Source organism: Ruegeria sp. H6 (genome assembly GCF_056532975.1).
Window position 1 is genome coordinate 139,040 of the sequence record NZ_JBQFOA010000012.1, and the last position, 6,493, is coordinate 145,532.

Annotated in this window: 6 protein-coding genes; 5 read left to right on the forward strand and 1 reads right to left on the reverse strand. The window is 53.8% G+C overall.

Features of this window, described 5'->3' with window-relative positions:
• Nucleotides 1–20: 20 nt before the first annotated feature.
• The 3 genes from ACR0AG_RS17915 (at nt 21) to ACR0AG_RS17925 (ending at nt 2,431) form a co-directional block, all read left to right on the forward strand.
• Nucleotides 21–983, forward strand: coding sequence for a TAXI family TRAP transporter solute-binding subunit (locus ACR0AG_RS17915; RefSeq protein WP_480841426.1), 963 nt, complete (start codon nt 21–23; stop codon nt 981–983).
• A gap of 165 nt (nt 984–1,148) precedes the next feature.
• The gene (locus ACR0AG_RS17920; protein ID WP_480841428.1) at nt 1,149–1,475 is read left to right on the forward strand and encodes a hypothetical protein; all 327 of its coding nucleotides are present in this window, start codon (nt 1,149–1,151) and stop codon (nt 1,473–1,475) included.
• 89 nt (nt 1,476–1,564) lie between these two features.
• Nucleotides 1,565–2,431: an alpha/beta fold hydrolase gene (locus ACR0AG_RS17925; protein WP_480841430.1), complete on the forward strand. Its 867-nt coding sequence runs from the start codon at nt 1,565–1,567 to the stop codon at nt 2,429–2,431.
• Nucleotides 2,432–2,585: 154 nt separating this feature from the next.
• Here the strand turns inward: ACR0AG_RS17925 and ACR0AG_RS17930 are convergent, their stop codons facing one another.
• The gene (locus tag ACR0AG_RS17930) at nt 2,586–3,266 is read right to left on the reverse strand and encodes a GntR family transcriptional regulator (protein WP_480841432.1); all 681 of its coding nucleotides are present in this window, start codon (nt 3,264–3,266) and stop codon (nt 2,586–2,588) included.
• Between the two features lie 322 nt (nt 3,267–3,588).
• On the opposite strand from ACR0AG_RS17930, the gene ACR0AG_RS17935 reads away from it, so the two are divergent.
• Nucleotides 3,589–4,578 (forward strand): TAXI family TRAP transporter solute-binding subunit, encoded by a 990-nt coding sequence (locus ACR0AG_RS17935; protein WP_480841434.1) that lies wholly within the window; start codon nt 3,589–3,591, stop codon nt 4,576–4,578.
• 72 nt (nt 4,579–4,650) lie between these two features.
• Nucleotides 4,651–5,592 (forward strand): D-amino acid aminotransferase, encoded by a 942-nt coding sequence (locus tag ACR0AG_RS17940; protein ID WP_480841436.1) that lies wholly within the window; start codon nt 4,651–4,653, stop codon nt 5,590–5,592.
• Nucleotides 5,593–6,493: the final 901 nt, after the last annotated feature.

Below are 6,493 nucleotides of genomic sequence, written 5' to 3' on the forward strand. Positions count from 1 at the left end.
AATAGAACAGGGAGGAAACGATGAATAAGAACAAGATTTTAGCAACGGCAATGGCACTGGCCGTTGGAACAGCAACAGCCCATGCGGAAGAGTTCGTCACGATCGGAACAGGCGGCGTCACGGGGGTTTACTATCCCACGGGTGGGTCGATCTGCCGTCTGATGAACAAGAACCGCAAGGAAACCGGCGTGCGCTGCACCGTCGAATCCACCGGCGGGTCGGTCTACAACATCAACACCATCCGCGAGGGTGAGTTGGAATTTGGCGTTGCCCAGTCCGACTGGCAGTTCCACGCCTTGAACGGCACCTCAAAGTTCGAAGAAGCCGGGCCTTTCGAAGACCTGCGCGCGGTGTTTTCCGTCCATGCCGAACCGTTCAACGTGATGGTCCGTGTGGACTCGGGGATCGAACATTTTGACGATCTGGCGGGCAAGCGGGTCAATATCGGCAATCCCGGTTCTGGTCAGCGTGGCACCATGGAAGTGCTTATGGATGCCAAAGGCTGGACCAAAGACACGTTCGCCCTTGCCGCCGAGTTGAAGTCAGCCGAGCAATCCAGTGCCTTGTGCGACAACCAGATCGACGCGTTCATTATCACCGCCGGCCATCCCTCGGGCAATCTGACCGAAGCCGCCACCACCTGCGACGCCAAACTGGTGCCCGTGACCGGTGAGGCCGTAACAGGATTGATCGACAACAACGCCTATTATCGTTCAGCTACCATTCCGGGTGGCATGTATCGCGGCACCGACACCGACGTCGAAACCTTTGGAGTCGGTGCGACGCTTGTGACGTCGGCCAATGTCTCTGACGAGGCGGTCTATGCGTTGGTGTCGTCCATCTTCGAAAACTTTGATGATTTTCGAACCTTCCATCCGGCCTTCGCAAACCTGACCAAAGAAGAGATGGTCACGGCCGGTCTTTCAGCGCCAATCCATCCAGGCGCGCTGAAATACTATCAGGAAAAAGGATTGCTCGAATAAGCGGTGATGTTTTGAGCAATTCTTGCCCATCGCAGACCTTGGCTTCTGTGACATCAAAGCGGGTGCGGCTGCGATATGTCTGGCGACCGCACTGCACTCACATCAACGCTCACGAGCAACCGTTGTCTGCAACCTAGTCACCGATCAAACAGAAGGACTAAAATGATGAAAACTCTAATCTCCGCAACACTGGCCCTGGCGGCATTGGCCAGTCTTTCGCCGGCTCAGGCGGAGGATCTGGAATTCCTGCTTTATAACGACAGCAGTGCTGACCTGGTGGAATTTAACATTTCCCCCGCATCATCCGACAGCTGGGAAGGAAACCTTTTGGCGGGTGGGTATTTGGCCCCTGGATATGAAATTGGCGTGGATATCGCAGACGGGCTGACGACCTGCGTCTATGATATCCGTGGCGTCTTTGCCGACGGTTCCGAAGCCGAAGACTATGCGCTGAACCTGTGTGATCTGGGTGAATACACATTCACTGACTAGGCAGGGTTTCATTCGCAACCCTGGGTTCGATTTCTGCCAGCACGCAGATGAACCTTCGACCCAGGGTTACTTCGCTTTAGGAGCACAACGTGACCCAACACCTAACTCTCAGAGATGGCAGAACGCTGGCCTTCGGCACTTACGGTGATCCAAACGGAACACCGGTGATTTTCAGCCATGGGTTTTCGGACTCTCACGTCATTCGTCAGCCCGACGACAGCCTGACCGCTTCGCTTGGCGTGCGATGGATCGCAGCAGATCAGCCTGGTGTCGGAGGGTCCAGCCCGAAGAAGGACCGAAAAATGGTCGATTGGGGCGCCGATATGGAGGAGCTGGCTGACCACCTTGGTCTGGATACCTTCAATGTCGCGGGCCATTCCGGCGGCGGCCCCCACGCTTTGGCTGTGGCGTTTCACATGCCCGAGCGTGTGTGCAAAGTTGCGCTTGCGTCTCCTGTGGCTCCATTCGATGAACCCGGCGTAACCAAAATGCTGGTGCTGCAAGATCTGAAGACCATCGCGAAATTGCGACATCTGACGTTTCTGATCCGCTGGGCAGAGCGTATGGGCGCCAATAGTGCCTTGAAAGACATCCCTTCTTATGTGGAATCGGTCGTTGACCAGATGCCCAACGAAGCCAAAACAATACTGCGCACTCCAGAGCAGAATGCCCTGTTCGAAGAGAACTTTCGTCTTGGTTATCTACAACACGAGGAAGGTGTTTTCGAAATGACGATGGCGCTTTGGGATTGGGGGTTTTCGCCAAAGGAAATTCAGCAACCGGTAGAGATGTTTTTTGGAACTGCGGACGACATAATCTCACCGGACATGCCGCGACACCTATGCTCTGAGCTTCCTAACTGTACTGCACACGAATGGGCAGGCGCAGGACATTACGGGTTTGTCGATCGCGAACGGTGGACAGAATTTGTCGGCGCGTTCACAAGACTGCCGTAGAAAGTCAACGGTCGCGACATTTGCGAGCCGTGAGTCTGGACCGCGCCATATTTTGAGTTGACGGCGAACGGTAAGTTTGGGCCTCTTCTCCCAGTCAAACCCGTTGCGTTCAAATTCAGCCGATTACATCTACGGCCGTCCTTCCGCACACATTTTAGACTGCATTTCGTTCATTAAGAAATTTCATTGTGTTTTCCAAACCTTGCCGCATGTGGTCTTCAAGGTGAACCAACATGTCATCCAAACTCTCACCATTGGCAAGCTCGATGTATTTGTCATGAGATTCCCGAAGGGGACCGCCCCTTCCATGTGCCTTTTGATGAACGGCAAAGTAGAATTGGAGGTTGGGTTTCAGTCTCTCCCAGCTTTGCAGCAGAAGTGTGTGCCCCGAAAGCTCATAGCACCATGAGTGAAGGTGCATTTCTGCCATGATCGCACCGTAGGGGTCATTGTCCGAAATACAATCGCATAGCCTGTTGTTGCGCATCTGTAGGTCGGCGAGACTGATGAGGTCTCGTTTGTCCCAGCAGAACTGAAACGCCATCTTCTCAAGCCCTGTTCGAAATGAATATATCTCGTCCAGATCAACGGGGTCCAGAGTGCGAAGGAATGTTCCGCGGAAAGGGATGTAAGCCAAAAGCCCGATTTCGCTCAGTTGAACCATCGCCTCACGCAATGTGGCGCGGCTGACATCCAGCTGAGCGGCAACCTGCGTTTCAAGCAGTTTTGCCCCCGGCTCCAGATCTCCGGTCAGGATCAGTTCCTGAAGCTGCTCCAGCGTTCTGTCTTTGAGTGTGTCGCCGGATTTTTCCGATGAGAATGCTTGCTGTGTCATTTCGATCCTGTTGATGGAACACCCAATGGATGGAATGCGAGACTACGTCGTGATGCCAAGATAGCCAGAAAAATGATTGCAGCAGAACTTCCAATTTCTGTCCAATGGTCGTCTGCTGTCTGCTGGTATCATGGTATCCAGTCTTTTTAAAATTGTCGACAATAGTATATATTGTCGACAATTTAACGATCTTGCAGTATCGTTCTGGCAGGTGGGGATTCGAAAAGCTCCGAACCTTGGCTGCGATTGCCCACTCCATCGGCAAGAGATGATCACCCGGTAAGCAACCGCGGTGACGCAACAGGTAAAAAGGGAGTTATTCATGTTGTCGAACGACATCCTGAAAAAGAGAATTTATACAGGGCTCGCTGCACTCGGCGCGTCCGCGCTTTTGGCTGGCGCACCGGCAAAAGCGGAAGAGTTTCTGACAATCGGCACCGGCGGTGTAACGGGTATCTACTACGCAGTCGGCGGCGGCATCTGTCGCCTCGTCAACCAAGGGCGGAAAGAACATGGCATCCGTTGCTCGGTCGAAAGTACGGGCGGATCCGTTTATAATCTGCGCACCATGCGCGAAGGCGAGCTGGAAATGGGCATCGTTCAGTCCGATTGGCAATTCCACGCCCTGAACGGAACCAGTCTGTTCGAAGAGGATGGCCCGGACGCAGAACTCCGAAGCCTGTTCTCATTGCATCCTGATACGGTCATCATCGCTGCGCGCAAAGACACAGGCATCGAGTCCCTCGATGACCTTGGTGGACGGACCATCAACTTGGGAAATCCTGGATCTGGAACGCGAGGCACTGCGGAAGTCCTCGTGGACGCGATGGGTTGGGACATGGATCACTTTGGTTTGGTGACCGAGCTCAAATCGGCCGAACAATCAGCAGCGCTGTGCGACAACACCATCGAGGCCTTTCTGATGGTGGCTGGCAACCCGGTTGCCAATGTACTGGAAGCCGCGACAACCTGTGACATCAACATCATTCCTGTCGAAGGCGATGCCGTTCAGACGCTGATCGAAAGCAAGCCCTACTACGGCAATGTTACCATCCCAGGCGGTCTGTATCGCGGTGTGGATGGTGACGTTCCATCCTTTGGCCTTCCCTCCACCTTCGTGACGTCCTCAGATGTACCTGAGGAAACCGTCTACGTCATGGTGAAGGCGGTCTTTGACAACTTTGATGCCTTCAAATCGTTCCACCCGGCCTTTGCCAATCTCAAGAAAGAGGAAATGGTGGTCAACGGATTGTCCGCACCAATGCATCCGGGTGCTGAGCGTTATTTCCGCGAAGCAGGATTGATCAACTAAAACCATAGCAGAGGCGGCGGTCGACGCCGCCTCTGCGCCTCTTCTACGCAACGCCCACGCAAGAGCTATGACATGAGCGAACAAACACCGAGCCATTCCACACATGATGCGGTGGAAGACGCGCGCAATCGCGACATCAAGATCTTTCTCAACGGCAAGATCGTCCCGCGCAGCGAAGCGATGGTCTCTGTCTACGATTCCGGTTTCATGCTGGGCGATGGAATGTGGGAGGGGTTGCGCCTCTACAACGGTACTTGGGCGTTTTTTGATGAACACATGAATCGGTTCTTCAACAGCTGCAAAGCCGTCTCCATTGACGTCGGCATGACGAAGGACGAAGTCCTGCAAGCATTGAATGACACGGCCAAAGCCAACGGTATGACAACAGACGCGCATTGCCGGTTCATGGTGACACGCGGACCGAAGGACAAGCCATTTCAACATCCGGGATTGTCTCGATCCGGACCAACGGTGGTTGCGATTTTGGAACACTCAAAACCAGCGGAAAGCCTGATTAGCCAGGGTATTCGCCTGGCCACTGTGCCTCAGGTGCGCGGGCTGCCGATGAGTCAAGACGCCAAGTACAACAGCCATTCAAAGCTGAACTGCGTTATCGCATGTCTGCAGGCGGAACAGGCTGGCGCCGATGAAGCTCTCATGCTGGACCCACATGGATTTGTGAACACGACAAATGCGTGCAATTTCTTCATCGTGCGCCGTGGAGAGGTTTGGACCTCCACAGGTGACTACTGCATGAACGGGGTGACTCGTCAGAAGGTCATAGACCTGTGCCGGGCAAACGACATCCCGGTATTCGAGAAGAATTTCTCGCTCTATGAGGCGTATGGGGCTGACGAGGCCTTTCTGACCGGAACATTCGGCGCGCAGACGCCGGTCGCGTCAATCGATGGCAAGAAGATCGGAGCGCATGACAGCGCCGGCCCGATGACCCGCCGCCTGCGCGAGCTTTATAAAGAGCTCGTGCAACGAAGCACCCTGAAGGTTGCGAGCTGATTGTATGGTTTACGATGTGAGCCCAAAAGGTCAGAGCTGATTAGAGGTCGGCGATCGTAGCCTGTTGCTTTTTGGGGCGTGTAAGATGGTCTCCGCCTTGTTAAATAGCTGGCTCAAGGTCGGGTTGAACCCGAACAGATCATCGTCCTGAAGCCGCGCCTATAAGTTTGATTGCAGAGCCTCGCGCGACGCGGCCAGCGACTAAACCAACAGCGAAAAGAGCCCCTTCGGTTACGGTTATCGCCTCGAAGCCTCGGGCATAGTTTCTGTTTATTCAGATCTGAATCTATTTGGTTCCGAGCGAATGCTTTTCGGTTTAGCCACTTCTGGCATTTTGATTTCGACCAATGAATAGTTTCGGGGAACGCCGAAGCCCACAACTCACTCAACGCCAGACACACCTGGCGAGTTTTGAAAACAGGTTACGTCGCCATATGGGACAGCTGATGCCGGTCCGCATGAGTTGGTGTTTGTTGACAATGATTTGCTCTCGTTCACTCAGAGGTCTGCGCAGGCTGCTCGAAGTTGCAGTATCGCGCTGTCTCAAAACAAATACGGGGCGTGATGCAGCAGAGCGAGGACATTTGAATGTTGGTTTAGTGCCGTTTTCATAGCGCGGGCAAAGTAATTGCATCAATTCTGCATCGTCTCCGATGCCCACATCGCGCCCATAGGGATGGATACTGAATGATATTCAAATCGCGATGAAGCGTCTTAAGCGGATTTAGCGACGATCGATGCCCCTCGTTGATAACGGTGAAATAACAAACGCGCGCCGTCATTTAACCCACCTGTGCCAAGGGTTCTGACGGTATTGCCAAGTTGTTGGCGGCCGATTGTGAAGCATCGGAAAAGGCAGGGTTATGCTGCCATTTCGGCGGTGTAAGCGGACCAGAGGCTG

Coding starts and splice junctions, on each gene's coding strand:
- ACR0AG_RS17915 (WP_480841426.1), top strand. CDS start 21: ATGAATAAGAACAAGATTTTAGCAACGGCAATGGCACTGGCCGTTGGA.
- ACR0AG_RS17920 (WP_480841428.1), top strand. CDS start 1,149: ATGAAAACTCTAATCTCCGCAACACTGGCCCTGGCGGCATTGGCCAGT.
- ACR0AG_RS17930 (WP_480841432.1), bottom strand. CDS start 3,266: ATGACACAGCAAGCATTCTCATCGGAAAAATCCGGCGACACACTCAAA.
- ACR0AG_RS17935 (WP_480841434.1), top strand. CDS start 3,589: ATGTTGTCGAACGACATCCTGAAAAAGAGAATTTATACAGGGCTCGCT.
- ACR0AG_RS17940 (WP_480841436.1), top strand. CDS start 4,651: ATGAGCGAACAAACACCGAGCCATTCCACACATGATGCGGTGGAAGAC.